At 73.1% G+C, this 25,997-nt stretch carries 22 protein-coding genes; 10 read left to right on the top strand and 12 right to left on the bottom strand.

What is annotated here, in order from left to right; genetic code table 11:
- Nucleotides 1-521 precede the first annotated feature (521 nt).
- Nucleotides 522-1,877 carry a dipeptidase gene (locus tag ACFVFQ_RS23625; protein ID WP_383419236.1) on the bottom strand — a complete coding sequence of 452 codons (1,356 nt, stop codon included), beginning with the start codon at nucleotides 1,875-1,877 and terminating at the stop codon, nucleotides 522-524.
- Nucleotides 1,878-2,057: 180 nt separating this feature from the next.
- Between ACFVFQ_RS23625 and ACFVFQ_RS23620 the strand changes: the two genes are divergently transcribed.
- From ACFVFQ_RS23620 to ACFVFQ_RS23610, 3 genes are all read left to right on the top strand, one after another.
- Nucleotides 2,058-3,341 (top strand): geranylgeranyl reductase family protein, encoded by a 1,284-nt coding sequence (locus ACFVFQ_RS23620; protein ID WP_383419232.1) that lies wholly within the window; start codon nucleotides 2,058-2,060, stop codon nucleotides 3,339-3,341.
- Nucleotides 3,342-3,453: 112 nt separating this feature from the next.
- Nucleotides 3,454-4,701 (top strand): sensor histidine kinase, encoded by a 1,248-nt coding sequence (locus ACFVFQ_RS23615; protein ID WP_383419230.1) that lies wholly within the window; start codon nucleotides 3,454-3,456, stop codon nucleotides 4,699-4,701.
- Nucleotides 4,698-5,363: a response regulator gene (locus tag ACFVFQ_RS23610; RefSeq protein ID WP_383419228.1), complete on the top strand. Its 666-nt coding sequence runs from the start codon at nucleotides 4,698-4,700 to the stop codon at nucleotides 5,361-5,363. Before ACFVFQ_RS23615 ends, ACFVFQ_RS23610 begins: the two co-directional genes overlap by 4 nt.
- Nucleotides 5,364-5,855: 492 nt before the next feature.
- Here ACFVFQ_RS23610 and ACFVFQ_RS23605 read toward each other — a convergent pair whose 3' ends face one another.
- Both ACFVFQ_RS23605 and ACFVFQ_RS23600 read right to left on the bottom strand, forming a co-directional pair.
- On the bottom strand, nucleotides 5,856-6,605 hold the full coding sequence (locus ACFVFQ_RS23605; RefSeq protein WP_383419226.1) for a maleylpyruvate isomerase family mycothiol-dependent enzyme: 750 nt from the start codon (nucleotides 6,603-6,605) through the stop codon (nucleotides 5,856-5,858).
- Nucleotides 6,606-6,766: 161 nt separating this feature from the next.
- A complete protein-coding gene (locus tag ACFVFQ_RS23600; RefSeq protein WP_383419224.1) occupies nucleotides 6,767-8,134 on the bottom strand; it encodes an MFS transporter in 1,368 nt (455 codons plus the stop codon).
- A 17-nt stretch (nucleotides 8,135-8,151) separates the two neighbouring features.
- Here ACFVFQ_RS23600 and ACFVFQ_RS23595 point away from each other — a divergent pair, with 17 nt between their 5' ends.
- The 3 genes from ACFVFQ_RS23595 to ACFVFQ_RS23585 all read left to right on the top strand — a co-directional run bounded on the left by ACFVFQ_RS23595 (nucleotide 8,152) and on the right by ACFVFQ_RS23585 (nucleotide 11,980).
- Nucleotides 8,152-9,363: an ROK family protein gene (locus ACFVFQ_RS23595; RefSeq protein ID WP_383419222.1), complete on the top strand. Its 1,212-nt coding sequence runs from the start codon at nucleotides 8,152-8,154 to the stop codon at nucleotides 9,361-9,363.
- Nucleotides 9,364-9,749: 386 nt separating this feature from the next.
- Nucleotides 9,750-10,439: a hypothetical protein gene (locus tag ACFVFQ_RS23590; protein ID WP_383419220.1), complete on the top strand. Its 690-nt coding sequence runs from the start codon at nucleotides 9,750-9,752 to the stop codon at nucleotides 10,437-10,439.
- Between the two features lie 143 nt (nucleotides 10,440-10,582).
- On the top strand, nucleotides 10,583-11,980 hold the full coding sequence (locus tag ACFVFQ_RS23585; RefSeq protein ID WP_383419218.1) for a transposase: 1,398 nt from the start codon (nucleotides 10,583-10,585) through the stop codon (nucleotides 11,978-11,980).
- A 722-nt stretch (nucleotides 11,981-12,702) separates the two neighbouring features.
- On the opposite strand, the gene ACFVFQ_RS23580 is transcribed toward ACFVFQ_RS23585, so the two are convergent.
- Complete coding sequence (locus ACFVFQ_RS23580; protein ID WP_383419216.1) at nucleotides 12,703-13,134, bottom strand: MarR family winged helix-turn-helix transcriptional regulator; 432 nt, start codon at nucleotides 13,132-13,134, stop codon at nucleotides 12,703-12,705.
- Nucleotides 13,135-13,238: 104 nt separating this feature from the next.
- Between ACFVFQ_RS23580 and ACFVFQ_RS23575 the strand changes: the two genes are divergently transcribed.
- Nucleotides 13,239-13,793 (top strand): phenolic acid decarboxylase, encoded by a 555-nt coding sequence (locus ACFVFQ_RS23575; protein WP_383419213.1) that lies wholly within the window; start codon nucleotides 13,239-13,241, stop codon nucleotides 13,791-13,793.
- A gap of 366 nt (nucleotides 13,794-14,159) precedes the next feature.
- On the opposite strand, the gene ACFVFQ_RS23570 is transcribed toward ACFVFQ_RS23575, so the two are convergent.
- Genes ACFVFQ_RS23570 through ACFVFQ_RS23560 form a run of 3 tightly spaced genes read right to left on the bottom strand, consistent with a single transcriptional unit; the run spans nucleotide 14,160 to nucleotide 16,443 of the window.
- Nucleotides 14,160-15,191: a phosphotriesterase gene (locus tag ACFVFQ_RS23570; protein WP_383419209.1), complete on the bottom strand. Its 1,032-nt coding sequence runs from the start codon at nucleotides 15,189-15,191 to the stop codon at nucleotides 14,160-14,162.
- Nucleotides 15,188-15,775, bottom strand: coding sequence for a DUF4865 family protein (locus ACFVFQ_RS23565; RefSeq protein ID WP_383419207.1), 588 nt, complete (start codon nucleotides 15,773-15,775; stop codon nucleotides 15,188-15,190). The genes ACFVFQ_RS23570 and ACFVFQ_RS23565 overlap by 4 nt, the downstream gene beginning before the upstream one ends.
- A 23-nt stretch (nucleotides 15,776-15,798) precedes the next feature.
- Nucleotides 15,799-16,443 (bottom strand): TetR/AcrR family transcriptional regulator, encoded by a 645-nt coding sequence (locus ACFVFQ_RS23560; protein WP_383419205.1) that lies wholly within the window; start codon nucleotides 16,441-16,443, stop codon nucleotides 15,799-15,801.
- A 225-nt stretch (nucleotides 16,444-16,668) separates the two neighbouring features.
- Here ACFVFQ_RS23560 and ACFVFQ_RS23555 point away from each other — a divergent pair, with 225 nt between their 5' ends.
- On the top strand, nucleotides 16,669-16,998 hold the full coding sequence (locus tag ACFVFQ_RS23555) for an SHOCT domain-containing protein (RefSeq protein ID WP_383419203.1): 330 nt from the start codon (nucleotides 16,669-16,671) through the stop codon (nucleotides 16,996-16,998).
- A 12-nt stretch (nucleotides 16,999-17,010) separates the two neighbouring features.
- Here the strand turns inward: ACFVFQ_RS23555 and ACFVFQ_RS23550 are convergent, their stop codons facing one another.
- Together ACFVFQ_RS23550 and ACFVFQ_RS23545 are read right to left on the bottom strand one after the other, a co-directional pair.
- Complete coding sequence (locus tag ACFVFQ_RS23550; RefSeq protein ID WP_383419201.1) at nucleotides 17,011-17,511, bottom strand: ATP-binding protein; 501 nt, start codon at nucleotides 17,509-17,511, stop codon at nucleotides 17,011-17,013.
- Between the two features lie 175 nt (nucleotides 17,512-17,686).
- Nucleotides 17,687-17,974 carry a hypothetical protein gene (locus tag ACFVFQ_RS23545; RefSeq protein WP_383419199.1) on the bottom strand — a complete coding sequence of 96 codons (288 nt, stop codon included), beginning with the start codon at nucleotides 17,972-17,974 and terminating at the stop codon, nucleotides 17,687-17,689.
- A 297-nt stretch (nucleotides 17,975-18,271) separates the two neighbouring features.
- Here ACFVFQ_RS23545 and ACFVFQ_RS23540 point away from each other — a divergent pair, with 297 nt between their 5' ends.
- Complete coding sequence (locus ACFVFQ_RS23540) at nucleotides 18,272-19,378, top strand: PLP-dependent cysteine synthase family protein (protein WP_383419267.1); 1,107 nt, start codon at nucleotides 18,272-18,274, stop codon at nucleotides 19,376-19,378.
- Between the two features lie 28 nt (nucleotides 19,379-19,406).
- Here ACFVFQ_RS23540 and ACFVFQ_RS23535 read toward each other — a convergent pair whose 3' ends face one another.
- Both ACFVFQ_RS23535 and ACFVFQ_RS23530 read right to left on the bottom strand, forming a co-directional pair.
- Nucleotides 19,407-19,880: an SRPBCC family protein gene (locus ACFVFQ_RS23535; protein WP_383419197.1), complete on the bottom strand. Its 474-nt coding sequence runs from the start codon at nucleotides 19,878-19,880 to the stop codon at nucleotides 19,407-19,409.
- An 80-nt stretch (nucleotides 19,881-19,960) separates the two neighbouring features.
- On the bottom strand, nucleotides 19,961-20,809 hold the full coding sequence (locus ACFVFQ_RS23530) for a DeoR/GlpR family DNA-binding transcription regulator (RefSeq protein ID WP_383419195.1): 849 nt from the start codon (nucleotides 20,807-20,809) through the stop codon (nucleotides 19,961-19,963).
- A 257-nt stretch (nucleotides 20,810-21,066) separates the two neighbouring features.
- Here ACFVFQ_RS23530 and ACFVFQ_RS23525 point away from each other — a divergent pair, with 257 nt between their 5' ends.
- Nucleotides 21,067-23,487, top strand: coding sequence for a hypothetical protein (locus ACFVFQ_RS23525; RefSeq protein ID WP_383419193.1), 2,421 nt, complete (start codon nucleotides 21,067-21,069; stop codon nucleotides 23,485-23,487).
- Here ACFVFQ_RS23525 and ACFVFQ_RS23520 read toward each other — a convergent pair.
- Nucleotides 23,457-25,883 carry a right-handed parallel beta-helix repeat-containing protein gene (locus ACFVFQ_RS23520; protein ID WP_383419191.1) on the bottom strand — a complete coding sequence of 809 codons (2,427 nt, stop codon included), beginning with the start codon at nucleotides 25,881-25,883 and terminating at the stop codon, nucleotides 23,457-23,459. The two genes, ACFVFQ_RS23525 and ACFVFQ_RS23520, sit on opposite strands and share 31 nt — an antisense overlap.
- Between the last annotated feature and the right edge of the window lie 114 nt (nucleotides 25,884-25,997).

Here is a 25,997-nt window from a genome sequence, read left to right as displayed (position 1 = left end):
GGTGCGGGTCCGGGGGGGGGGGGGTGCCAGACTGCTTCGCTTTACGTCTGGCACCCCCACCCCTCCGGCCCGTCCCCTCCCGTGGGGGTGGGTGAAGACGGTGGTTGCCACGTCCGGCCGGTGGGCCAGCTCGGGCCGGTGGGTCAACTCGGGCTGGTGGGTTGAGTGGTGATGGTCAGCTGACGAGGACGCGTGAGCCTGCGTGGTGACTGTCAGAGGACAGGTGGCCCCAGCCACACCGGGCGGTGACCGTAAGAGGACAGACGGCCCTAGCCACCGGGCGGTGGGCCGTCAGGGGACCACAAGGGCCAGCCCCCACCCACAGAAATCCACCCCTCAACGGGAGGGGACGGGTCGGAGGGGGCGGTAGGCCAGACGTAAAGCGAAGCAGTCTGGCCTACCGCCCCCGGAGGCCCGTCACCGCAGCCGACAGCCCCGCGCAGCGGCAACAATGCCCGCGCCGCAAGGCGCAAAGAACAGCAACCCGCGCGGCGGGAGAGCCAGCAACGTGGGAAGCACCCCTAGCGGGCGGCAACCCTCCGGAGGAACTCCGCCTCGGCCAACGAGAGGCGGCGCAGTTCCTCCGGGGACACGCTCTCGTTCACCGCGTGGATCTGGGCCTCCGGCTCGCTGAGGCCGATCAGGAGGATCTCCGCGTCGGGGTAGAGCCCCGCGAGGGTGTTGCAGAGGGGGATGGAGCCGCCCAGGCCGGAGGTCTGCATCTCCTGGCCGTCGTACGCCTCGCGCAGCGCCTCCGCCATGGAGGCGTACGCGGGGCTGGTGGTGTCGGCGCGGAACGGCTGGCCCTGGCCGACCTGTTCGACCGTGATGCGGGCGCCCCAGGGGGTGGCCTCTTCCAGGTGCGCCTTCAGGAGCTTGGTGGCCTCGGCGGCGTCCGTGCCCGGGGGCACCCGCAGGCTCACCAGGGCGCGGGCCGAGGCGTGGACGGAGGGGGTGGCGCCGACCACCGGCGGGCAGTCGATGCCGAGCACCGTCACCGCGGGGCGGACCCAGAGCCGGTCCGCGACCGCGCCGTTGCCGATCAGCTCGACGCCGTCGAGGACCTTGGCGTCCTTGCGGAAGTCGGCCTCAGAGTAGGCGAGTCCCTCCCAGGTGGCGTCCGCGGCCAGGCCGCGCACCGTGGTCGAGCCGTCCTCGGCGCGCAGCGAGTCCAGGGTGCGGATCAGCGCGGCCAGCGCGTCCGGGGCGGCGCCGCCGAACTGGCCGGAGTGCAGGTTGCCTTCCAGGGTGTCCACCTGGACCTGCACCATCGTCATGCCGCGCAGCGTCGCGGTCACGGTGGGCAGCCCGGGGCGGAAGTTGCCGGAGTCGCCGATGATGATGGCGTCGGCGGCCAGCAGTTCGGGGTGCGCCTCGGCGTACCGCTCCAGGCCGCCGGTGCCCTGCTCCTCCGAACCCTCCACGATCACCTTGACGTTGACCGGGACGCCGCCGTGCTCCTTGAGCGCCCGCAGCGCCGTCAGGTGCATGATGACGCCGCCCTTGCAGTCGGCGGTGCCGCGCCCGTACCAGCGGCCGTCGCGCTCGGTCAGCTCGAACGGCGGGGAGATCCAGGCGGCTTCGTCCAGCGGGGGCTGCACGTCGTAGTGGGCGTAGAGCAGCACGGTCGGTGCGTCGGCCGGGCCGGGGAGGTAGCCGTAGACGGACTGGGTGCCGTCGGGGGTGTCCAGCAGCGCGACGTCCTCGAAGCCCTCGGCCCGCAGCGCGTCCACGATCCAGCGGGCCGCGCCCTCGCTCTCGCTCTTGGGGAACTGGGCGAAGTCCGCGACCGACTTGAAGGCCACCAACTCGGCGAGTTCGGCCCTGGCCCGCGGTTGCAGGGCGGCGACGGTCTGGGCGAGCGGGCTGTCAGACATGAAAACGCTCCTTGTGGGCGCGGTGTCGGATACGTGGGCCACGTCCGGCGGGGGTGGGCCGGGCAGGCCCGGGCGTACGGATGTGCGTGCCCCGATCTTCCCACAGGCAGTCTGTTCGGACGCGGCCCGTAGGATGCGGCGGTACGCGCAGCCAGGCATCGGACGGGAGCGGAAGCACAGGTGAGCAGCGAGCAGGCGGCCGAGGGCAACCAGCAGGTGTGGGACGTCGTGGTGGTGGGCGGAGGGCCCGCCGGCGCCTCGGCGGCGCACGCCGCGGCGTGTACGGGACGCCGGGTGCTGCTCCTGGAGAAGGCCGAACTCCCCCGTTACAAGACCTGCGGCGGCGGCATCATCGGCCCGTCCCGGGATTCCTTGCCGCCCGGTTTCCAACTGCCGCTGCGCGACCGGGTGCACGCGGTGACGTTCTCACTCAACGGCAGGTTGGCCCGCACCCGGCGCTCCAAGCACATGCTCTTCGGGCTGATCAACCGCCCCGAGTTCGACGCCGCGCTGGTGGAGTCGGCCAAGGAGGCCGGTGCCCGGGTCCGGACCGGCGTCACCGTCTCGCGGGTCGAGCAGCACGGCGTCAACGTCCCGGACCGGCGGACCGTCGCGGTGGTGCTCGGCGACGGCGAGGTGGTGCTGGCCCGGGCGGTGGTCGGCGCGGACGGCAGCGCCAGTCGGATAGGCGCGCATGTCGGTGTGAAGGTCGACCAGGTCGACCTGGGGTTGGAGGCCGAGATTCCGGTGCCGGAGACGGTCGCCGAGGACTGGGCGGGGCGGGTGCTCATCGACTGGGGCCCGATGCCCGGCAGTTACGGCTGGGTCTTCCCCAAGGGCGACACCCTCACCGTCGGCGTGATCTCCGCCCGCGGCGAGGGCGCGGCCACCAAGCGCTATCTGGAGGACTTCATCGGCCGGCTCGGCCTGGCCGGCTTCGAGCCGAAGATCTCCTCCGGGCATCTGACCCGTTGCCGCGCGGACGACTCCCCGCTGTCCCGCGGCCGGGTGCTGGTCTGCGGTGACGCGGCCGGCCTGTTGGAGCCGTGGACCCGGGAGGGCATCTCGTTCGCGCTGCGTTCGGGGCGGCAGGCGGGCGAGTGGGCGGTGCGGATCGCCGAGGCGCACGACGCGGTGGACGCCCGCCGCCAGGCGCTGAACTACGCCTTCGCCATCAAGGCCGGGCTGGGCGTGGAGATGGGCGTCGGGCGCCGGATGCTGGCGCTGTTCGCGCGCCGCCCGGGGATGTTCCACGCCGCGCTGACCGGATTCCGGCCCGTCTGGCGGGCGTTCGCGAAGATCACCCGCGGGACCACGACCCTCGGCGAGCTGGTCCGCACCCACCCGTTGGCCCGGCGCGCGCTGGACGCCGTCGACCGCACGGAGGCGTCCGCGGGCACCGCGCCCGCCGACGGCCGACCGGACGAGGCCGGCGAGGCGGAGCCGGTGGCCGAGCGGGGCTGAGCGACGGGGAGCGGCCGGGGCGACCGGCTGGGCGGCTACTCCCCGGGGAGTAGCCGCGGACCCCTCACCGGGCGGACGCCGCCCGGGCCCGCCGCCGTCTAGCGTGTCCACCATGGACAACGCACGGCCGCCGTGGGCGCGGCGCCGCCCCGACCGGCCGCAGGCGTGGTGGCCGACGGCCCCGGAGCCGGGAGGACGGGCCGGCGGCCGGCTGCCCTGGCGCTCGACGCTGCTGGTGCTGGTGCTGGTCACCGTCGGCACCAACGCCGCCGCCCACGGGCAGCACGGACGCGTCCCGCTCGACCCCCTCGGCCATGCGCTGCTCGTCGCCGGAGCGGTGCTGCTGCTGTTCCGGCACCGCCACCCGCGGGCCACGGCCCTGGCCACCGCCGCCTGCTGCGCCGCCTACTTCGCCGCCGGTTACCCCTACGGGCCGGTCTTCGGCACCCTCGCGCTGGGCGCCTACGCGGCGATCGTCGCCGGCCACCGGGTGGTTGCCTGGTGTGCGGTGGGCGGGGTGTGGCTGGTCCACCTCCTGGTCGCGCACTGGCTCTACCCCTGGCTGCCCCCGTACCTCGGGCCCGCGCCCTGGGGGCAGGAACTCGTCATCACCGCCTGGGTGGTGGCCGTCCTGGCGGCCTCCGAACTCGCCCGGGTCCGCCGCGAGCAACTGGCCCGGATGCGGGCGGAACGGGCCGCCGCCGAGCGCCGCCGCGCCGACGAGGAGCGGCTGCGGATCGCCCGCGAACTGCACGACGTGCTCGCGCACAGCATCTCCGTCATCAACGTCCAAGCCGGCGTCGGGCTGGCGCTGTTGGACTCCGACCCGCAGCAGGCGCGAACCGCTCTGACCACCATCAAGGCGGCCAGCAAGGAGGCGCTCGGCGAGGTCCGGCAGGTGCTCGACACCCTGCGCGCCCCCGACGACGCCCCGCGCGCCCCCGCCCCCGGCCTGGACCGGCTGCCCGAACTCGCCGAACAGGCCCACCGCGCCGGCCTCGCCGTGGACATCGCCACCGAGGGCACCCGCGCGCCGCTGCCGCCCGGCGCCGACCTCGCCGCCTTCCGCATCGTCCAGGAGGCGCTCACCAACATCGTCCGGCACTCGGGCTCGCGCACCGCGCGGGTCCTCCTCCGCTACGCCCCCGGCGTGCTGGAGATCCGGGTCGACGACGACGGGCCGGCCACCGCCGGCACCGGCGAACTGGTCGGCGGTGGCAACGGGTTGGCCGGCATGCGGGAGCGGGCCGCGGCGCTGGGCGGCACCATCGAGGCGGGCCCGCGGCCGGACGGCGGCTTCCGGGTCCACGCGCGCCTGCCGCTCACCACCGCGGCCCGCACCACCGAGGAGGAGTCGTGATCCGGGTACTGCTCGCCGACGACCAACTGCTGGTCCGGGCCGGTTTCAAGGCGCTGTTGGACGCCCAGCCCGACATCGAGGTGGTCGGCGAGGCGGCCGACGGCCAGGAGGCGCTGGCCGCCGTACGGGCGCGCCGGCCGGACGCCGTCCTGATGGACATCCGGATGCCGCTGCTCGACGGCCTGGCCGCCACCCGGAAGATCACCGAGGACCCCGCCCTGGCGGACGTCAAGGTCGTCATGCTGACCACCTTCGAACTCGACGCGTACGTCTTCGAGGCGATCCGCTCCGGGGCCTCCGGCTTCCTGGTCAAGGACACCGAACCGGAGGAACTGCTGCGGGCGGTGCGCGCGGTGGTGGCCGGCGATGCGCTGCTCTCGCCGGGCGTGACCCGCCGCCTGATCGCCGAGTTCGCCGCCCGCTCCAAGACCCCGGCGCCCACCGCCGAACTCGCCGCCCTCACCGACCGGGAACGCGAGGTGATGGCCCTGGTCGGCCTCGGCCTCTCCAACGAGGAGATCGCCCGCCGCCTGGTGGTGAGCCCCCTCACCGCCAAGACCCACGTCAGCCGCACGATGGTCAAACTGGGCGCCCGAGACCGCGCCCAACTGGTCGTGCTGGCCTACGAGTCGGGGTTGGTGCGGCCGGGGTGGCTGGGGTGAGGGCGCGGTCTGCCGTGCGCCGACGCGGGTGGGGCGGCGGTGGGGTTGCTGCCCGCCCGAGGCCGGCCGCCGGGGTGCCTGCCGCCCGTCGCTGCCCGCTGGGCCCTCGGCCGGCCGGCACCGGGGCGGCGTGCGGTAGCCGTTCGGTGCCGGCAGTCCGACCCACGAACGGAGCGCTCCGGTCCGGGTAGAGCCGCGAACGGCCGGATCCCACCCCCACCCGCACCCGGACGCCGGGCCATCAACCGGCGGGCCCGGCCGAACGCCGACCGTCCGCGGGCTCGGCAATCCCGCCGGGCGCACCGGCGTTCGCGGGCTCGGTGAGCAGCTGAGCCCACCGCTGGCCGGAGGCCGTCCCCGAACGGACAGGTGAACGCGCCGCCCTCGATGGGGTGTTGGGCCCGCGAAGGGTCGGCGCCCGCTCACGGTGGCGGGCGCCGAGCCGGCGGGCCGTTGTCGCCCCGGCCGGCTCGCTGGCCGGGGCCCGGTCGATCAAATGCCGCCGCGCTCCTGCCACAGGGCCGCAATGGAGGCGTCGCCGGAGATCGTCAGGCCGCCCCAGGGGAGGCGGTTCCACAGCGTCAGGTAGAGCTCCTCGGCGCGGCCCTCGACGGTGCAGTCGGGCTTGGCGTCGTCGCCCGTCGGCGTGGAGACCGTGCGCGGCGGTGCGTCGGGCGTGAGGTGGACCGTCCAGTCGGCGCCGGGGGTGTCCCTGGCGTGCAGGCGGAGGGTCAGGGGGGCGTCCGGGCGCAGTCGGCTCCGGTCGCCGGAGTGGAATCGGGTCAGGAGCTCGTCGATGCCGTCCGCCGCGAAGCGCGCCGGCAGCGGCGTCAGCGGGACGCCGGCGGCCAACTGGGCGTCGGCGCGGTGCACCGACGTCTCGTGGGCCTGGCGGCGCGCCCAGAAGGCCAGCGGGGACCGGGTGGGGAAGAACGTCCACGTCCGCAGGTCGGCCGGGGCGGTGTGGAGGGCCAGCACGAGCTGGTGGTGCCCCTCGCGCAGCCAGGGGACCAGCTCGTCGTCGGTCACATCGGGCGACTCGGGGAAGCTGCCCGGCGTCTCCTGGGGCTCGGTCACGAATCCCGTCGCCCAGCGGTGCACCCGCCCCATATGCAGCACCAGATCCCGCATGCGCCAGTCGGGACAGGTCGGGACCGGGGCATCGGGGCCGGCCTCGTCGGCGGCGTCCGCGAGCAGCCCACCGTCCAGGCGCAGGGTTTCGACGAACTCAGTGATCTCCATGCGTCCGAGTGTGCCAGCCACCACTGACAACCGACGTCGTCGGGGCACCGCCGCCGGCCCGGCCCACGGCGCCGCCGGAAACCGTCGACGCCCCGCTGACCAGCGACGCTACCCCTCGGCACACTCCACCAGGCAGTGTCACAAGGGAACTTGACTACCCCTCAATTTCCCCGTGAGGGGGATGTTCCCTTGGAGGGGGACGCAGGGACGGCCCCGTCCACACCGTTGCGGTGCGCCCCGCGCGTCAGGTGTGCGATCAGCGCCGCCACCGCGGCCAGCAGCGCGACCGTGGTCAGCGCGATGGGCAGGCTCCACAGCTCGGTGAGGAAGCCGATGGCGGGCGGACCGAGCAGCATGCCGCCGTAGCCGATCGTGGAGGCCACCGCGACCCCGCCCGCGCCGCCGGCCGCCCCGGCCCGCGCGATGGCGATCGGGAAGATGTTGGCCAGCCCCAGACCGGCGACCGCGAACCCGGCGCAGGCGGCCCACGCGGTCGGCGCGAGCGCCCCGAGCAGCATCCCGACCGCCGCGGTGCCGCCGCCCCCGACCAGGGCCCGCACGGGTCCCAGGCGCTCGATGAGCACGGTCCCGGAGAGTCGTCCGATCGTCATCGCCAGCGCGAACACCGCGTAGCCGGCGGCCGCGAGCCCCGGCGAGGCCGCCAGGTCCTGGGAGAGGTGCAGGGCGCCCCAGTCGGCCATCGCGCCCTCGCCGTACGCCGTGCACAGCGCGATCACGCCGAAGACGAGGACGAGGGGGAGGTAACGGGAGCCGGGGTGCGGGCGGTCCGTCTCCTCCGGGTGGCGTGGCGGGCCGTCCAGAGTGGCGGGCTGCTCCTGCCTGCCCCCCGACTCCCGTCCGCGTCGTAGCGCCGTGCCCGCGGCGGCCGTCACCAGCAGGCCGCAGACCGCCAATCCCGACAGGTGCGCGACGGGGGACAGCCGCCCGGCGACCAGTCCGCCGAGGCCGGCGCCGAGCATGCCGCCCAGGCTGAAGGCGGCGTGGAAGCTGGACATCACCGGGCGGCGCAGCGCCGCGATCAGGTCGACGGCGGCGCTGTTCATGGCGACGTTGAGGGACCCGTAGGCGGCGCCGAAGACCAGGAGCACCAGTCCCAGCGCGGTGGCCGAACGGGCCAGCGGGGGCAGCAGGATGCTCAGCGCGAGCGCGGTGCCGGAGACGACCGTCACGGCGTGGTTGCCGAAGCGTCGGCACAGCCGCCCGGTGAGCATCATGAACGCCACCGCCCCCACGGAGACGCCGAGCAGCGCCAGCCCCAGGGCGCCCGCGCTGGCGCCGGTCTGCGCCTTGATGGCGGGGATCCGGACGACCCAACCGGCGAAGAGGAAGCCGTCCATGGCGAAGAACGCGGTGATCGCGGCGCGCCGGCGGGCCAGCGGGTGACCGGGCGCGCCCGAAGCCGCGGCCGTCGTTCCGATATGCGCCCCCCTTGGGGGATTTGAAGATCGAGAGGAGAGAGAGGGCCGATGGCGGGTGAAGACCGTGCGTATTTTGTTTAGCGTCGGCACAAAGCCAGAATAGAGGCGTGACCCAGACTCGGACAACCAGGCTGGAGCGGGGCCGCGGCGCCCTCGGACCCGCACTGGAGCTCGTACACACCGGACGCGCACCCACCCGCGCCGTCCTGACCTCCGAACTCGGCGTGACCCGGGCGACCGCGGGAGCGGTGGCCGCCGAGCTCGAAGCGCTCGGCCTGATCACCGTCGACTCCCGGCCGCACGCCTCCGCGGGCTCCCAGGGGCGCCCCTCGCACCGGTTGTCCATCAACGAGGACGGCCCGGTCGTGCTCGCCGCGCAGATCCACGCCGACGGCTACCGCGCGGCCCTGGTCGGCCTCGGCGGCCGGATCGTCGCCACCACGCCCAGCTGCGGCATCATCCCCGCGGACCCCGCCCACGTCCTCGCCGAGGTCGTCGAGGCCGGCGCCGCCCTGCTCCGCGAGACCGGGCGCCGCTGCCTGGGTGCGGGCCTCGCGGTGCCCTCCGCGGTCGCCGAACCGGACGGCGAGGCGCTCAACCCCCTCCACCTCGCCTGGCCTTCGGGCGCCCCGGTGCGCGAACTGTTCCTGCGCGCGCTGGCCGACGCGGAGATCCCCGGCGTCACCGAGAAGATCGGCTTCACCGGCAACGACGTCAACCTCGGCGCGCTCGCCGAACACCGGCACGGGGCCGGCCGCGGCGCCCGCCACCTGCTGTGCGTGGCCTCCGGCCACCGGGGCGTCGGCGGCGCGCTGGTCCTAGACGGCCGCCTGCACAGCGGCAGTTCGGGCCTCGCCCTGGAGGTCGGCCACCTCACCGTCAACCCCGAGGGCGCGCCCTGCCACTGCGGCAGCCGCGGCTGCCTGGACGTCGAGGCCGACCCGCTCGCCTTCCTCGTGGCCGCCGGCCGCGAACCGGGCCCGGAGGTCTCCCTCCTGCACCAGGCCGTCGAACTGCTCCGCGCCGAGCACGCCGACCCCGGCGTCCGCACCGCCACCAACCTGCTCATCGACCGCCTCGGCCTGGGCCTCGCCGGCCTCGTCAACATCCTCAACCCGGACCGCATCATCCTCGGCGGCCTCCACCGCGCTCTCCTGGAGGCCGACCCCGAACGCCTACGAGCGGTCGTCGCGGACCGCAGCCTCTGGGGACGCAGCGGCGGGGTCCCCATCCTCCCCTGCAGCCTGGACCACGGCAGCCTGGTGGGCGCGGCGGAGTTGGCTTGGCAGCCGATTTTGGACGATCCGCTGCTGGTATGACCCCGCACGTTGTCGGCTTTCCCGCCGTGGGGGTTGCCGGTCCGCTGCGCTTGGCGCGCCTCCCACGTTGTTGGCTTTCCCGCCGTGGCGCCTGCGGCGCTGGCTTGTTGTCCGCTGCGCGGGGCTGTCGGGGTGCGGTGACGGGCCTCCGGGGGCGGTAGGCCAGACTGCTTCGCTTTACGTCTGGCCTACCGCCCCCTCCGACCCGTCCCCTCCCGTGGGTGGGTGGAAAAACAGGTGAGTTGGGGCTGGCCCTTGTGGTCCTCTGACGGTCGTTGCCCGTTGCCTGGGGCCGCCCGTTCTCTGACGGTCACCACACGAGACTCACGCGTCCTCGTCCTCTTAGCTTGTCGATTAACCTCGATTGATTACAGAGCGCCACATACATGATCGAAGTGTCGAGGGGTTTCGAGTTGGAGTTTGTGCCGGATGACGACTCACTGGGCGGTATGCGTCCGTTCCTGGACGGGGACGAGGCCGTTTTGGGGTACGAGCCCCAGGAGGGCTTCCCGGATCGCTGCTGGATTCTGCACACCGTCACTGTGAGAGGGCGGAAGGTTCGGTGGAACGACGTACTGGCTGGTGCCGGCAAGCGTCTGGAGGACTGGCAGTACACACCCTCGTTCAGGGTCTTCGAGGGACTGGACCTGCCCGTCGACCTTGAGAAGCCGGACCTGGGGGAAATCGACCGCGACAGCCTGGCCCGTCTGGTCGGGGTTCTCGCCCGCCACAGCCCCGACGGGTTGCACACGGAGTGCTACTGGGCCCAGGCAGCGATCGAGGACATGGGCCGCCCGGTTCCGGCCCGCCGGGGCCGACTTGATGAGGCACTCACCCACCACGACGCCTGCGCACGGCCCGATCGGACCGCAAGGACCCAGTTCCCCGCACATTGGTGGCCCTTGGAAGGCTCCTGGTTCGTCCTGACCGACTGGGACCTGAGCGCCACCGAGGTCTTCGGCCCCCCAGCCCTGATCGCCGACCTTCTCACCGACGGCAGGCTCGATGCCGTACGCCACCCGAGCATCGCCGAGGTTCAGGGCAATCATGCTCAATGGCACGAGCCCACCAGCTGAACCCACGCGAATCTCACCGGGCCCCTGGGCTCGAACAGCACCTCGTACGGGCTCACCCACCCGGGCATTCGCCAGACATGCGGACGGCCCTCGCATGAGCATGCGTTCCGTCACAGAACCGCGCTCATACGAAGGCCGCAGGGGTGAGTCTGGTGCAGTACGACGCCCGGGACGAGGCATTCGACTTCACGTCCCACTTTCGGGAGGACTTCTACGCGTGTCTGACCCGGCGCGATGGCACCCTGTTCGAGCTCACGGACGCCATGTTGTGTGAGGACGGGCCGGTGACCTCGCCGGTCGACCTGACGCTGCTGGCCAAGCACCGGCGTGGGCACGGCGCGATGTACGACGCGCTCAACCAGGGCCGCATCGACGCGGCCAGACTGCGCAAGGCCCTGGCGATGCTGCCGCAGCCCAAGGCCGCCGACAACCGCCTGTTCTGCCACGTCTACGGACGCTCGGGACGCTCCAGCGACCAGTTCATCCCCGGCTGGCCGTACTCGTTCGTCGCCGCGCTGGAGACCAGGCGGACGTCGTGGTGCCAGCTGCTGGACGCGGTCCGGCTCGGGCCCGACGACGATGTCGCCGAGGTTACCGCCGCCCAGGTCCGCCGCGTGGTCACCGACCTGATCGGCCAGGGCCAGTGGGAGGCAGGGGACCCGGACATCCTGGTGGTCTTCGACGCCGGCTACGACGCCCCTCGCATGGCCTACCTCCTTACCGGACTGCCCGTCGAGGTCCTCGGGCGGATGCGTTCGGACCGGGTGGCGCCGTCCGGTGCCCTCCCTCAAGGAGTACGCCCTGGCCTATCCCCAGGGCGGGCGACCGCCGAAGCGCGGCAGGGAGTTCCGCTTCGCCAGGCCCGACACCTGGGGCGAGGTCGACGCGGAGACCGTGTAGGTCACGACCGGTACGGCACCGCACAGGCGATGGCCTGGGACCGCATCCACCCCCGCCTCATCACTCGCTCCGCGTGGATCGACCACGACGGCGAACTCCCCGTTATCGAGGGAACGTTGATCCGGCTGAAGGTCGACCACGTGCCCGGTGGCCGTGAGCCGCTGCCCTTGTGGCTGTGGTCCTCGAAGACTGGCCTGACCAGCGAAGACGTCGACCGGCGCTGGCAAGGATTCCTCCGCCGCTTCGATTTGGAACACACCTTCTGCTTTGAAAAGCAGACGCTCAGCTGGACGCGTCCCAGACTCCGTACTCCCGAGGCGGCGGACCGGTGGACGTGGATCGTCATCGCCGCACACACCCAGCTGAGGCTCACCCGCGAAGCCGCGGCCGACCTCCGCCGCCCCTGGGAGAAACCAGCTGAGCCCGCCCGGCTCACCCCGGCCCGCGTCCGCCGCGGGTTCAGGAACATCTGCCCCCACCTGCACAATCCGGCCCGTGCACCCAAACCGTCAACTCCAGGCCCAGGACGCCCGCTTGGCTCCAAGAACCGGCGGCCCACCACCCGTTACGACGTGGGCAAGACGACCAGACGGCCCGAAAGCATCGCGGAACGTAATCAACTCAAAGCTCACAAACCATAAAAAACAAGCTTGGAGGTTGTTGTCTTTCCGGGCTTGAGGTCTGCGTTTTCGCTGGTCGGGCGTAGGGCCGGCGGTCCCGTGGGAGTGGTTGACCTGTCGTGTGGACGAACTGCGGGAGGAAGTCGACCGTATCCAGGCCGAGTTGGCCGAGGCCGAGCAGGGCTGGGGGTGATCACCCGCTTTCGGGTTGGCAAGGTGCGGGCCTTGGCGCGCAGCCGGTCGTGGAACTCCTTGATCAGGCCCAGGTCGTTCCCGCGGCGGAGGAATGCGTATGCCCGGCCCCATGGCGGGAAGTTGGTCGGCATGGCGCGCTATTTGATGCCGCTGTCCGCCAGGTAGCGGACCGCGTCCAGCATCGTCCGATGACAGGTATGCCTCCGGCTGCCTGCCGCGGCCTCGCGGCCAGCTCGGCGCTGGCAGCAGTGACCGGACGGCGGCCCGTCACCGTCCGACATGTCGGTGGGGTAGCGGCGCTCGCGCACCCCGCGGTCGGCGGCGATTCCGAATCGGTGAGCCGCAACGACCGAAGCCACCCGCTCGGGGCTCCCGTTCGACCGGCACCGTTTCAGCATCGGAACAACGCCTTTGGCCGCCGCGCCGGCAGCTCGATCCGGTACTCGTCAGTTGCTCGGCCGAGACTGAGGCCGCCCCTCGACCGTCAGGGACATTCACGCCGATCGGCACGAAACGCCCGCCTCGCAGCCTTCTGTAACACGCTTCAGCTAGTCGGCTTCAAGGGCAGTGAGCAGCTCGGCGAGGGCGGGTAGGGCGTGCTCGATCGCTTCGCGGTTGTCCGGGGCCAAGTTGGCCAGGGCGCGGTGCAGGGCGGCCGTGCTGGTGCGGTCGTAGGTGTGGAGCATCTCCAGCGCGGTCGGTGTGGCGATGAGGTCGACGGTGCGCAGGTCGGTCGCGGAGGGTTTGCGCTCGACCAGACCGGTGGTGGTCATGGTGCGGACGAGGTTGCTGATCGTGGAGGGGGCCAGACGCAGTCGGTCGGCGGCCTGGCGCGGTGACAGCGGTCCGGCTTCGGCGAGTGCCCGGAGCAACTCGATCTGGGCCTCGGGGAGATCGGGGAGATCGGCGGCGCGTCGGGTGCGCAGCAGGGCCCGGCGTAGCGGGCCGATGAGGCGGCCGAACTCGGTAGCGGTGTCCATGGGGCGATTCTCTCAGGCAGATCCTTTTGCTGCAAAATAGTTTTGTGGCAAACTGGAATGGCCGGACGCACCACGCCGGCGAGCACCACCCAAGGAGGTCACCCATGACAAACGACGACACCACCAGCAACGGGGCCTTCCGGACCACCGTCGAGCAGCCGGTCCCACCGCAGGACCTGTCCAAGATCGCCGGCCACCGCTTCATCTACACCTACGCCAACGGCTGGCAGTACGAGATGTACGTGAAGAACGACCACACGATCGACTACCGGATCCACTCCGGCATGGTCGGCGGCCGCTGGGTCAAGGACCAGCATGTCGACCTCGTCCAGCTGGACGACGACAGCTACAAGGTCTCCTGGAACGAGCCCACCGGCACCTCGGTCGCGGTCAACGTCATGCCCGGCAAGCGCCGCCTGCACGGCGTCATCTTCTTCCCGTACTGGGTCGAGCAGCACGGCGATCGCACCGTCTGCTTCCAGAACGACCACCTGGACGACATGCGCCGCTACCGCGACCAGGGCCCCACCTACCCCATCTACGTCGTCCCCGAGTTCGCGAAGATCACCCTCTTCGAATACGTCGGCACCGACGACGAGTCCGTCATCTCCGTCGCCCCCGGCGACCTCCCGGCCGGCTGGTCCGACCGCACCAACTGACCGCCGCCGCGACCACGTCACCGGCGGCACCGAGCCCGGCCGCAGGCCATGCCCCCTTCGGCAAGATCGGAACAACAACAGCCACTTACGGCCACCACTCAACCCAGCGGCCTGAGTTGGCCCACCGGCAGGACGTGGCACCCACCCGTTTTTTCCCACCCACCCACGGGAGGTGACGGGCCGGAGGGGTGGGGGTGCCAGACGTAAAGCGAAGCAGTCTGGCACCCCCACCCCTCCGGCCCGTCACCGCACCCAACAGCCCCGCGCAGCGGACACAAGCCCGCGCCGCAAGGCGCAAACAACAGCACCCCGCACGGCGGGAAAGCCAACAACGTGGGGCACAGCCGGCCGCAGGCCCACGGCGGGTCAGCCAACAACGTGGGAGGCAGCCGGCCGCAGGCCAAACGCGGAGAGAGGATTGGCGACCACCATCCGTCGTACCAACGGCTCGCCCACGGCGAGCCTCAGCCGTCGGCTGAAACTGCGGAGCAGATTCGGCATGCCAGGACCGCCGTTCACCGCGCGTGCGGCGGCCGTCGTGGTGTCGCCGCCGAGGAGGATGCGGTCGGCGAACCCCGCGTCGCAGAGGGCCGCCACCGCATCCGGTAGGCGCCAGTCCGTCGCGTGGTGGGCGCGCGAGGGCCCGTCGAAGGCGAGGTAGGCGCCGGACTCGGCGGCCAGTCGGTGGACCGTGAGGTCGGGCGAGCGGTTGAGGTGGCCGAGGATCACCCGGTCCGCCGGGACCGCCAACTCGCCGCAGAGCAGGTCGAGTACGTCCAGCGCCCCGGTGCCGAGCTCCAGGTGGACGCCGATGGCCGCGCCGGTCGCCCGGTGGGCCTCGGCGGCGGCCGTCATGGTGCGCCGGGCGTGCCGGTCCAGCCCGTGGAAGCCGCCGGCCACCTTGATCAGGCCGGCCCGGGGACGGGGCTCGGGGCGGTCCTCGTCGGCCCCGGCGGCGTCGTCATGAGTCCCGCCGCCGGGGCGCACGCTCCCGATGCCCTCGGTGAGTTCCGCGACGAAGAGCGCGGCCAGGTCCGTCGGGAGGTTCGCCAGGACCTCGGGGGCGTAGTGCGCTTCCTGGTGGAGGCCCGTCGCGGCCACGATCGTCACGCCCGACTCGCGGGCCAGCCGCGGCAGTTCGGCGGCGTGCCGGCCCATGCCGTACGGCGTCCACTGGACCACCGCCGCCCCGCCGGCGTCGCGGAACGCCCGGAGTTCAGCGGCGGCCGCGTCGGCGTCGGCCAGTTCCTGGCCCGGCAGTTGGGGGCTGGAGAGGAACAGGTGGTCGTGCGCGTTGCAGACGCCGAGCCGCTCGGGGGCGAGGTCGCCGAGGACGGTGCGGATGACGGGGGCGCCGCCCCCGGTGGGGCCGGGCGTCGCGGCGGCAGACGGGCTCACCACTGCCGCCCGGTGCCCAACAGGGCGACCCCCGGGGCGGACAGGTGCAGCACCCGATAGCGCTCCCCGTCCGCGGACTCGGGGGCGGGGGAGGCCCACAGGGCGAAGTGGACCAGTTCCCAGTGCCGGGGGTCGAGGCCGAGGGCGGTGGAGTGGACGCCGTCCGTGGTCGCCAACTTCTCGTGTGCCACTAGGGCGTTCTCGATGGCGGCGGTCGGGTCGACGTCCTCCGGGAGGGGTTCGGTGCGCCGGGTGTAGGCGCCGGGGGTGTGTCCGGCGGCGGGGCCCGAACGGTGGTACAGGCCCTGCCAGTTGTGGACCGCGGGGCGCCCGAAGTCGTCGGAGAGGCCGCGGAACCCGTCGCCGGTCAGGAAGCGGGTCATCGCCTGTTGGTCGACCCAGAGGTAGAAGGGCGCGTACTGGTTGACCGGCGAGCCGTCGGTGCCGCGCTCGCGGACGCCGTACGCCTTGAGGCCGAGGCCCGGGAGGGTGTCCAGCAACGGGCCCTTGGTGGTGACCCGTTGGCGGATGATCCCCATGTCGTAGTCGGCGGGCAGGGTGATGCGGTACTGCATGGCGTGCATGGTGACTCCGGGAGGGCGTGCGGTCAGGGGGCGTCGGGCGCGGCGGGGTGGCCCGGCGTGCGCTGTGCGGCCAGCAGCGCCAGCAGGCCGTGCACGGCCGCGTCGAACGGCGCGGTGTCCTCGGCCGCCCGGGCCAGGACGTAGCCGCCCTGGACGACGGCGGTCACGCTCGCCGCGGTGGCGGCCGGATCGAGGCCGGTGGACAGCTCGCCGCGCCGCCGGCCCTCGGCGAGGACCTCGGCGATCCGGCCCTGGAGCCAGCCGAACATCTCGTCCAACGGGGCCCGCAGTTCGGGGTTTTGGACCACGTCGCGGTCCTGTGTCATCCGCCCGATCGGGCAGCCGCGCAGCACCCGCCGCTCCCGCAAGAGATACGCCGCGACCCGGTCGTACGCGGTGCCGGGGCCGGCGAAGATCTCCTCGGCCGCCGCCGTCATGTCCTCGGCGGTGCGCCGGATCGCCGCCAGCGCGAGGTCGGACTTGCCCGCGAAGTGGTGGTACATGCTGCCCTGGCCCACCCCGGCGCGCTGGAGGATCGCCTTGGGGCTGGTGCCCACATAGCCGCGCTCCCACAGGAGTTCCTGGGTGCTGGTGACGAGCCGTTCCCGGGTGCTGGCCGGGGGCGCCTGCGACGCGGTCGCCGCCCCGTTCTGCGCGCTGCTGCTCATACCGCGACTTTACATACCAGTAGTTACAGAGATCAAGGAGGGAGGTGGGCGACTGCCTGCTGGCCTCCTACGCCTCCCGTCGTACCGCCACTGTCGCCGCGCGTACGACGACGTGCGGGGCTTCGGGAGGGAGCCTCGAAGGCGTACCCGGAGGGGCCGGCCGATCCGCGGGCGGTTGTGCATCCGGGGCGTCCCGTCGAGGAGTTGACTTCCGTGAATGCAGCCATGAGTACGTCCGCGAACGCGCTGGCGGAGCACTGGTCCGGCGGTGGGCCGGGCCCCTGGGTCCTGTTCGTCCCGCTGGTCTGGGCGGCCGTCGTCTTCGGCGTGGTGACGCTGCTGCGTCGCACCGGGTGGCGGCACGGCGGACCCGGGCGGGCCTTCCGCGGCCCGTGGTCGGGGGGCCGGCCCACGGGCGGTGGGGACGCGCCCACGCCGATCGCCGTCCTCGGGCGCCGGTTCGCCGCCGGCGAGATCGACGAGGAGGAGTACTGGCGCCGACTGTCCGTCCTGGAGGAGCACTTCGGCGCCGGCCCCAAGGGCAAGGCGGCCTGACGGGCGGGGATTTCAGCCGACCTGTGCGCTCCGGGTGCGGGGCCGGGGGCCGGTGGCCGGCTCCGTCAGCGGCGCGGTGTCCCACCCGACGTGCCGCGCGCGGGCCTCCGCGGGGGCGGTGGTGAGAGCGGGGAGGGTGAACCAGACGATCTTTCCCGGGTCGTGCGGGCGCACCCCCCAGCTCTCACTGAGCGCCGCGATCAGCGCCAGCCCGCGGCCGGAGGTCTCCCAGCTGCCGGCCGTCCGCAGCCGCGGCAGCCGGGGGTCGAGGTCGTGCACCGAGACCGTCAACTGGTCGAGCAGCACGCATAGTTCGACCGTGCACTGCTTGCTGGGCCGGGCGTGCCGGTGGACGTTGGCGAGGAGTTCGGTCACCCCGAGTGCGGCCGGGTCGATCAGGGCGTCGAGCTGCCAGTAGCGCAGCTGCGCGGTGACGATCCTGCGCACGTGCCCGATGCGGGCCGGGAGGGCCTGGAGCTCCACCGTGCAGTGTCTGCTGGGCTGCCTGATCACGACCGCGACTCCCTGATGAGGTCGGGCGCCCCTCGTACCGGGAAGGGGCGAAGATCGGAACCAGCGATGCCGGCTGCACCACAGCGTCACCGCTGTTGAACCCTCGGTGATACGTGTCCAGGGTCAGGCAGGCGGTGCACCGTCGCAACCGCACCGCCTCAGCCGCGGGCGGCGTTCACGCGCGTGGCTGACGTGCTGCTTCGATGGCCTTGAGGAAGCGGTCCCGGGTGCCCAACGTCAGCGAGTAGCGGTTGCCGTTGAGGGTGGCGAGCGCCCGGTCGCGGGCCGCGAAGAGCGGCTTGTGCGCCTCGACGGCGCCGAGCGGAGCGCTGTCGATTTCCCTTCCGTAGCTGGTCAGAAGGGCAAGCCGCCCCCCGCTGATGCGGATCTGTCCGGCCCTTGTCAGGGACCGCAGCGAGCGCTCGATCCGCACGCCGGTCGCGTTGTACTCCTGGTCCGCCATCGTTACCACTCCCCGATGCTATGGGCGGTACGGTCCGCCGCCCCCCTGAGGGAATTTTGCCGACATCGCTCGCGGTACACCAGTGCCGTACGGGGCGCAGAGGCGCACAACACCCTTCCCCCAGGCCCTTCTTGGGGCCGCTCAAAGCGATGTTTATGCAGGTGAGAAGCGTGCGCCGGGTGGTTATAGTCGTTACCCGGCCGGCCTTTCCGGCGGGCCCGTAGACCCTTGAGGAGCGCGCCGGTGAGCACCGCACAACAACCGCAGGGCCGGCCCGGTGACCAGGGAACGACCCGGATCCCGGTCCTGCCGACCATCGATGTGGACCGCTCGGATCCGGACTACCGGGACTGGCTGAAAGAAGCCGTCCGCAAGGTCCAGGCGGACGCCAACCGCACTGCCGATACCCATCTGCTGCGCTTCCCGCTGCCCGAGCGGTGCGGCATCGACCTCTACCTCAAGGACGAGTCGACGCACCCCACCGGCAGCCTCAAGCACCGGCTGGCCCGCTCGCTGTTCCTCTACGGGCTGTGCAACGGCTGGATTCGCCCGGGGAAGCCGGTGATCGAGGCGTCCAGCGGTTCCACGGCCGTCTCCGAGGCGTACTTCGCCTCGCTGATCGGCGTCCCGTTCATCGCCGTGATGCCGGCCACCACCAGCCGGGAGAAGACCCGGCTGATCGAATTCCACGGCGGCACCTGTCATCTGGTGCAGGACCCGCGGACCGTCTACGAGGTCTCGGCGCGGCTGGCCGCCGAGTCCGGCGGGCACTACATGGACCAGTTCACCTATGCCGAGCGGGCCACCGACTGGCGCGGCAACAACAACATCGCCGAGTCGATCTACCAGCAACTGCGGCTGGAGCGCTATCCCGAGCCCGCCTGGATCGTCGCCACCGCCGGCACCGGCGGCACCTCCGCGACCATCGCCCGCTACGTCCACTACATGCAGTTCGACACCCGGATCTGCGTCCCCGACCCGGAGAACTCCTGCTTCTTCGACGGCTGGCGCACCGGCGACGCGGGGACCGACTGCGCCACCGCGTCCCGGATCGAGGGCATCGGCCGGCCGCGGATGGAGCCCAGCTTCGTGCCCGGGGCGATCGACCGGATGATGAAGGTGCCGGACGCGGCGAGCATCGCGGCGGTGCGCGCGCTGGAGCGGGCGATCGGCCGCAAGGCGGGCGGCTCGACCGGCACCGGGCTGTGGAGCGCGCTGCGGATCGTCGCGGAGATGGTCGCCGAGGGGCGCACCGGGTCCGTGGTGACGCTGCTGTGCGACCCGGGCGAGCGCTACCTCGACAAGTACTACTCCGACGACTGGTTGGCCGCCCAGGGGCTCGACATCGCGCCCTACGCCCAAACCATCGAGCGCTTCCTCGCCAGCGGGTCCTGGGACGGCTGACGGCCCGCCCGTCGGGTGGGCCGCCTCGTCAGCCCGCGGCGAGCCGGCGGTCCAGGGCCCGCAGCGCGTCCCGGAAGGCGCGGCCCAGGGCCGGCCGGGCCAGCGGCATCAGCCAGCGGAACGCCGCCGGGCCGTCCGCCGCGAACGTCCACCGCACCCGGGTGCCGGCGCCGGCCGGCGTCAGCCGCCAGTCCTCCAACAGGGCCCGCAGCACGGGGGCGTTGGTGGTGTCGATGCGGTAGGCGTAGCGCGCGCCGGGCTCGGTGGCCAGCAGCGTCTCGGCGAAGCGGACGCCGCCGGTGAGGGTGATCTCCCGGCCCCGGCCGTCGGGCGTCGGCACCGCCCGGGACACCGCCGCGAACCACTCGGGCAGGCCCGGGACGTCGTCCGCCAGCGCGGCGTAGACGGCCCCGGGCGGCGCCGCGACCTCGGTGGCGAACGTCAGTCGCAGCGGCGCCGAGGCGGCGAAGTCGAGCACGACGGGGCGGAGCCGCCGGGACATGGGCGAACACCTCCTGGGGGCGATGGGATTGGTGGGGCGGCGGCCCGTGCGACGGGGCAGGCACGCCAATTGACGGGGTGTCAGTCGTCCGCTTCGGGGGGTGTCTCGCCCGCCACCACCAGCTCCGTCGACCGGTCGCCGAACTCCGCCCGGGCCTCGGCGGACAGCCCGGCGTCCGTCACCAGCACGTCCACCTCGTCCAGGGCGGCAAACGAACTCAGGCCGACCGTGCCCCACTTGGTGTGGTCCGCGACCACCACCACCCGCCGCGCGGAGCGGACGAAGTGCCGATTGGTCTCCGCCTCCGCGAGGTTGGGCGTGGAGAGCCCGGCCTCCACCGATATGCCGTGCACACCGAGGAAGAGCAGATCGAAGTGGAGCGAGCGGATCGCGGCGTCCGCCACCGGGCCGACCAGGGTGTCCGACGGGGTGCGGATGCCGCCCGTCAGCACCACCGTCGCCGCCTTCGCCGGCGCGGGGCCCTCGCCGCCACTGGCCGCGGCCCGCTGGGCGTCGTAGAACACATCGGCCACCCGCACCGAATTCGTCACCACCGTCAGCTCCGGCACCTCCACCAGCCGCTGCGCCAGCGCGTACGCCGTCGTGCCGCCCGCCAGCGCGATCGCGCTGCCCGGCACCGCCAACTCGGCCGCCGCCTTGGCGATCTCGGCCTTGGCACTCAGCTCCAGCCCCGACTTGGCCTCGAAGCCCGGCTCGTGCGCACTGGGCTCGCTCACCGGGAGGGCGCCGCCGTGCACCTTCTCGATCACGCCCTGGCGGGCCAGCGCGTCCAGATCGCGACGGACCGTCATGTCCGAGACGCTCAGGCGCCGGGTGAGCTCGTTGACCCGCACGCCGCCGCGCCGTCTGACCTCGTCGAGGATCAGGGCCCGCCGTTGCTCCGCGAGCAGATTCTGGTTGTCGCCCACCGCGGCCCGTCCCTTCCGCCCGGCTCTCCACCCCGGGTCCCTTAGCCGGCTGTTCGCCGCCCTGGCACTTTCGTTCCTCATCCTCGCACGTGGGTCTGACAGCGGCCCCGGTCCGGGTGAACGACGGCCAGGGAAAGCGCAACCGGCGCCCCGGGAACCACAACGGGGGTGCGGGCGCTCCCAGAAGACAGGGACAATCCGGTGCGGCACACCCGCCCGCCCGTTCACACCGCACGCACTGACATCGGGGGAAGCCAGTGGAGACCGTCGCCACACCACCACCCGCCCGCGCGAAACAACCGCGCCCGGCGGCCGCCGCCACACCAGCCACCGCACCCGTCACCGCGCCGCAACGGCCCCAGCTCGCCCTGGAACTGCTGGTCCACGGCGTCGGCGGCACCACGCCCGAGAAGATGCTCGGCGACCCGCGCGTCCAACGGATCACCGGCGACGACACCGCCGCCTGCTACCGCCGCACCGACGACGCGGACGCCGAGCGCCGCCCCGACGACTACCGCACCCGCCCGGTCCGCGAGGCGTACTGCTGGTCCAACCTCACCTCCGGCAACGGCGCCCGCGCGCTCTGGCTGGTCCTGCTGCCGTTCATGGTCGCCAACCTCGCCCACTGGATGCGCCCGGCCGCCCCGCCCGACCACCGGGGGCAGCGGATCTACGACCTCCTGGTGCGGCTGCTCGCCCTCAGCCTCACCGTCCTGCTGGCCGCCGCGGCCTGCGAGGTCGCCCTCGACCTCACCGCCTGGCAGTGCGCCGGCACCCCGGCCTGCACCGCCGGGAAGTCCTGGCTGGGCTTCCTCGACCCCGCCGACGGGGGCTGGTGGAGCGCCCCGGGGCGCCGCCTGGTCCTCGGCGCCACGCTGCCGCTGGCCGTCGTCGGCTTCCTGTGGTGGCTCTCGCACCGCACCTGGAGCGCCTACGAGTCCGCCTCCCCGCCGCCGCGCCGCCCCGGCGCCTCCCGCGACACCCCCGCCCACGAGCGCACCGCGCTGGGCCTGGACGGCTTCTGGTACGGCCGCCGGGTCGTCGCCCGGCTGCGCGCCGCGCACACCGCGGCCGGCGTGCTGATCATCGCCGCCGCGCTGCTGGTCGCCTCCCTGCGGACCGACCGGCGGGCCGGCGCCGCCGAACTGACCGCCGTCGGCCAGGCCCTCGCCGGCCTGCTCGTGCTGCTGGCCGCCGCCACCCTGGCCGTCGTCTGGCGCACCGCCCGGAGCGAGGCGGACCGGGACGAGGAGTCCGACCGCCGCACCGTACGGGCGCTGCCGATCGCCGCGCTGACGGCGCTCGCGCTCACCGCCGGCTACGCCGCCTGGGCGCGGCCGGCGGCGCGCAGCCACGGTGCGCTGCCCGGCGTCGCGACGTTCGGCGGAATCGCCGTCATCCAGGGCGCGTTGGTGCTGGGCCTGGCGGTGACCGCGTGGTTCCTCCAGCGCGCCGCCCGGGGCGAGGCCCGCACCGCGCTGCGCGGCATGGGCGGCCCGGCCGTCGCCCTGCTGTCCTGCGCGCTCGGCGGGGTGCTGTCCGGGGGAGTGGCCCAGCGGTTCGCGGACTGGATCGACGGGGCCGCCACCCCCGGCCAGGACCACGCCGCCGTACCGGGGCCGCCGGTGTTGCTGTCCTGGCAGGCGTCGGTGCTGCCCGCGCTGTTGGTCGTGGTCGCCGCGATCGCCGCGCTGGCCGGTATCCGGGTGCTGGTCGTCCGCAAGCGGGTCGCCAAGGACGTCCCCGGCCTGTACGACCCGCGTGAGCGGCCCGACGTGCTGCGCACCGAACGCATCGCGGGCACCATCGCCCGCGCCGGCCTCACCGACGCCGCGCCCGTTCTGGTCGCCGCGATCGCCACCGTCACGCTGCTGTTGGGCGCCGGCGCGGTGGTCGGCGCCTGGCTCACCGACCTGGCCCCGGGCCGCGCCACCGCGGGCGCCCCGCCGTTCGTGCACGCCGCGGCCGACACCGCCGAATCCCTCGGCTCCTGGCTGATGGGCGCCGGCGTGGTCCTGCTGCTCACCATGGGTCGGCGCGCCTACCGCGACCAGTCCGCCCGCCGCACCGTGGGCATCCTCTGGGACGTCGGCACCTTCTGGCCGCGCGCCGCGCACCCCTTCGCCCCGCCCTGCTACGCCGAGCGCGCCGTGCCCGACCTGACCTGGCGGATGGCCACATGGACCGAGCAGTTCGACGGCCGGCTGGTGCTCTCCGGCCACTCCCAGGGCAGCGTGCTGGCCGCCGCCGCGGTATGGCAGTTGGACCTGGTCACCCGCAGTCGGGTCGCGCTGCTCACCTACGGCAGCCCACTGGAGCGCCTCTACGGCCGCTGGTTCCCCGCCTACTTCGGCCCGCCGCTCCTCACCGGCCTGCACCGCGAGATGGACGACTGGCGCAATCTCTGGCGCTTCACCGACCCCATCGGCGGACCGATCCGGCTCACCTGTGAGGACGGCCGGTCCGTCGACGAGGGCCCGCTGCGCGACCCGCTCGCCTTCGGCCGCACCCTGCAAAACCCGCTGCCGGCCCAGATCCTGGGCCACGGCGACTACCAGGCCGACCCCGTCTTCGACCAGGTGCGCGCCGACCTGCTCGCCCGGCTGGAACCAGGAACACCGGGCCAACGCGCCGACGAGCTGCCGCATCAGGGGAGTTCGGGCAGGTCCTCGGCGTAGAGGAGGGTCAGGTCGTCGGTGCTCGGGTCGGTGAGCTTGGCGACCCGGCCCGCGTGCCGCTCGACCATCGCCTCGAACGTCTGCCGGGCGGTGCGCCCGTTGCCGAACGACGGTCCCTTGGGCAGCGCCGTGAAGTGCTTGAGCAGGGCCTCGCCGGTGCCCTCGGCGAGGCGGTACTCGTGCTCCTCGCCCTGCTGCTCGACGATCCGCAGTAGCTCCTCCGGGGCGTAGTCGCCGAACCTGATGGTGCGGGAAAAACGGGACGAGATACCGGGGTTGGTGGCCAGGAAACGCTCCATCTCCGCGGTGTAGCCGGCCACGATCACCACCACCGCGTCCCGGTGGTCCTCCATCAGCTTCACCAGGGTGTCGATGGCCTCCTTGCCGAAGTCCCGCCCGGAGTCCTCGGGGGCCAGGGCGTACGCCTCGTCGATGAACAGCACCCCGCCGCGCGCCCGGTCGAACGCCTCCTGGGTGCGGATCGCGGTCGAGCCGATGTGCTCGCCCACCAGGTCCACCCGGGACACCTCGACCAGGTGGCCGCGCTCCAACACCCCCAGGGCGTGCAGGATTTCGCCGTAGAGCCGGGCCACCGTGGTCTTGCCGGTGCCGGGGGAGCCGGTGAACACCAGGTGGCGGCGGACCGATGCGGCCTTCAGACCGGCCTCCTGCCGCCGGCGGCCCACCTCGATCATGTTGATCAGGGTGCGCACCTCCCGTTTGACGCTGTCCAGCCCCACCAGGGTGTCCAGTTCACCCAGCACCTCCTCGGAGGGGCGGTCGGGCGTCGGCGCCGTCTCCGGGGCCGCGGTGGCGGTCGGCGCCGGGCGCGCGCTGGGGACGTTGCCCAGCAACCCGGCCGTCTGGGTGGCCTGTTGGACGGGCGGCGCGGTCACCGTCGGCATCTGCGTGGTGCGGCTCTCGTCGCTGGTGCAGTCCTCGACCGTGGGCCCGCCGCCGCTGCCGAGCGCGTCGGCGAACTCGTAGCCGCCGCGGGCGCACCGCTCCGTGCGGCACCGGGTCAGCGTCGTCCGGCAGCCGTCGATCACGTGGAAGCCGAAGCCGGAGCTGCCGGTGACCCGGCAGCCGTGGAAGGTGCCGCGGCCCTCCGCGGAGACGTAGACCCCGGCCTCGGTCGGCGAACTGACCGTGCAGCCCTCGACGGTGGGGTCCGCGCCCTTGGTGACGATCACCCCGGTCTGCGCCCCGTCGATGGTGCAGTTGGCGAGCGTGCCGCCGCTGCCGTGGTCGCGGAACCAGGCGCCGGTCGAGGACTCCCGGATCCGGCAGTCGTCCAACTGGACGGTGGCGCCGTCGCTCACCGACACCGCGGTGTTGCGGACCTGCGCCAGGTCGCAGTCGACCACGTCGGCCCGGGAGCCCCGGTCCAGCACGAAGAGCGCGTCGGGAACGTCGTGCACCCGCGTCGAGTCCAGCACCGCGGTCGCCCCGTCGCTGACCCAGACCGCCGGGTAGTCGCCCGTACTGTCGTGGATCTCGCACTGGTTGGCGTCCACCCGGGTGCCCGGGTCCCACACCGACAGGCCGTTGCGCCCGAAGTGCCGCACCGTGCTGCGGGTCAGCGTCAGCACCGAACGGGAGCGCAGGTCCACCGCGTTCTCCGGGATGTCGTGAATGTCGCAGTCGGCGAGCGTGAGCACCGCGTCGGTGTCCAGGGTGACGCCGTCCGCGGTGGTGCGGTGCACCGTGCAGTCGGTGAGGTGACCGGCGGCCCGCGCCGCCACCTGGACGCCCGCGCCCTTGATCTCGTACAGCTCGCAGCCCACCGCCTCGACCGCGCTGCCCTCGCCGGACAGCGACAGCCCGGCGCCCGAGGCGTGATGGATCCGGCAGCGCTCCAACCGCGGGTGGGCGCCGCCGCGCACCGCCACCCCGGCCTGCCCCGCGGCCATCACCTCGCACTCCTCGAAGACCCCGCCGGCGCCGTCCAGGACGCTGATGCCGACCCCGCCGGCGTTGTCGACCGTGCACCGCCGCACCGTCGGACGCGCCCCGCCGCGCACCTCGATCCCGGCCGCGGACCGGGTCACCACGCGGATGTCGGCCAACTCCGGGGCGCCGTCCTCCACCAGCAGCGCCGGCGCCGCCGAGTCGGTGGCCTCCAGGTGCAGGTCGTGGACGGTGGCCGAGGCGCGTATGGTCAGCGCGACCCCGTCGGCCGGCGCGATCCGCACCGAACCGCGGGACCCCTCCGGGCCGCGCAGCGTCACCGCCCGTTGCAGCACCAGGTTTTCGCGGTACGTCCCCGCCGGCACGGTCAGGACGTCACCGTCCCCGGCGGCCTCCAGGGCGGCGGCGAGCGAGCTGTACTCGCCGGTGCGGCGCCGCCAACGCGACGTTCCGGAGTGCGTCACCTGGACCGAGCCCTGTGCCATGGCGGTGTCGTGTCCCCACTTCGTACGGCGGATGTCGGCCCGGCAGTCATCCGTCCGCGGATGTCCGCTTTGAGGTCTGCGGGGCCCCAGCCGTCAGGCTGGAGGCACCACCGT

Origin of the sequence: Streptomyces sp. NPDC057743, from assembly GCF_042798755.1 — a bacterium.
Taxonomy (GTDB): domain Bacteria; phylum Actinomycetota; class Actinomycetes; order Streptomycetales; family Streptomycetaceae; genus Streptomyces.
The sequence above is the reverse complement of the archived record's forward strand: the minus strand, read 5'-3'. Positions and strand labels throughout refer to the sequence as shown.

Coding starts and splice junctions, on each gene's coding strand:
- ACFVFQ_RS23625 (WP_383419236.1), bottom strand. CDS start 1,877: ATGTCTGACAGCCCGCTCGCCCAGACCGTCGCCGCCCTGCAACCGCGG.
- ACFVFQ_RS23615 (WP_383419230.1), top strand. CDS start 3,454: ATGGACAACGCACGGCCGCCGTGGGCGCGGCGCCGCCCCGACCGGCCG.
- ACFVFQ_RS23605 (WP_383419226.1), bottom strand. CDS start 6,605: ATGGAGATCACTGAGTTCGTCGAAACCCTGCGCCTGGACGGTGGGCTG.
- ACFVFQ_RS23590 (WP_383419220.1), top strand. CDS start 9,750: ATGATCGAAGTGTCGAGGGGTTTCGAGTTGGAGTTTGTGCCGGATGAC.
- ACFVFQ_RS23580 (WP_383419216.1), bottom strand. CDS start 13,134: ATGGACACCGCTACCGAGTTCGGCCGCCTCATCGGCCCGCTACGCCGG.
- ACFVFQ_RS23575 (WP_383419213.1), top strand. CDS start 13,239: ATGACAAACGACGACACCACCAGCAACGGGGCCTTCCGGACCACCGTC.
- ACFVFQ_RS23565 (WP_383419207.1), bottom strand. CDS start 15,775: ATGCACGCCATGCAGTACCGCATCACCCTGCCCGCCGACTACGACATG.
- ACFVFQ_RS23560 (WP_383419205.1), bottom strand. CDS start 16,443: ATGAGCAGCAGCGCGCAGAACGGGGCGGCGACCGCGTCGCAGGCGCCC.
- ACFVFQ_RS23555 (WP_383419203.1), top strand. CDS start 16,669: ATGAGTACGTCCGCGAACGCGCTGGCGGAGCACTGGTCCGGCGGTGGG.
- ACFVFQ_RS23545 (WP_383419199.1), bottom strand. CDS start 17,974: ATGGCGGACCAGGAGTACAACGCGACCGGCGTGCGGATCGAGCGCTCG.
- ACFVFQ_RS23535 (WP_383419197.1), bottom strand. CDS start 19,880: ATGTCCCGGCGGCTCCGCCCCGTCGTGCTCGACTTCGCCGCCTCGGCG.
- ACFVFQ_RS23520 (WP_383419191.1), bottom strand. CDS start 25,883: ATGGCACAGGGCTCGGTCCAGGTGACGCACTCCGGAACGTCGCGTTGG.